Here is a 393-nt window from a genome sequence, read left to right as displayed (position 1 = left end):
CGCCTGATGTATCACCAACAAGGTTTTTGCGCATGTCTGCGCAGTTCCGGCCCACAACGAGTCCGTCTACCTCACCGCACTCATCCTGACGCTTATCCTCGATCCGGTTGCGGTCACGGACATCAAGGGGATTGCGGCAGTGGTATTCACATCCGTCTGGGCGATTTCATCCAAATTCATTCTCGCCATCGGCCGGAAGCACCTTTTCAACCCGGCTGCGCTGGGCGTGGCGCTGTCCGCGCTGCTGCTCGACCAGCCAGCCACCTGGTGGGTGGGCGGCAATCTGCCATTGCTTCCGATCGTGCTCGTCGGCGGCATGCTCATTGTCCGGAAACTGCGCCGGCTTGACCTTGTCTCGACCTTCGTTGTCGTGGCGCTGGCGACCATTCTGGC

General features: G+C 60.6%; 1 pseudogene. It reads left to right on the top strand.

What is annotated here, in order from left to right:
• Window positions 1–139: 139 nt before the first annotated feature.
• A pseudogene (locus EN852_RS35820) lies at window positions 140–393 on the top strand (hypothetical protein); the annotation flags it as partial.

The organism is Mesorhizobium sp. M2E.F.Ca.ET.209.01.1.1, from assembly GCF_004010375.2.
Lineage (GTDB): Bacteria > Pseudomonadota > Alphaproteobacteria > Rhizobiales > Rhizobiaceae > Mesorhizobium.
The sequence above is the reverse complement of the archived record's forward strand: the minus strand, read 5'-3'. Positions and strand labels throughout refer to the sequence as shown.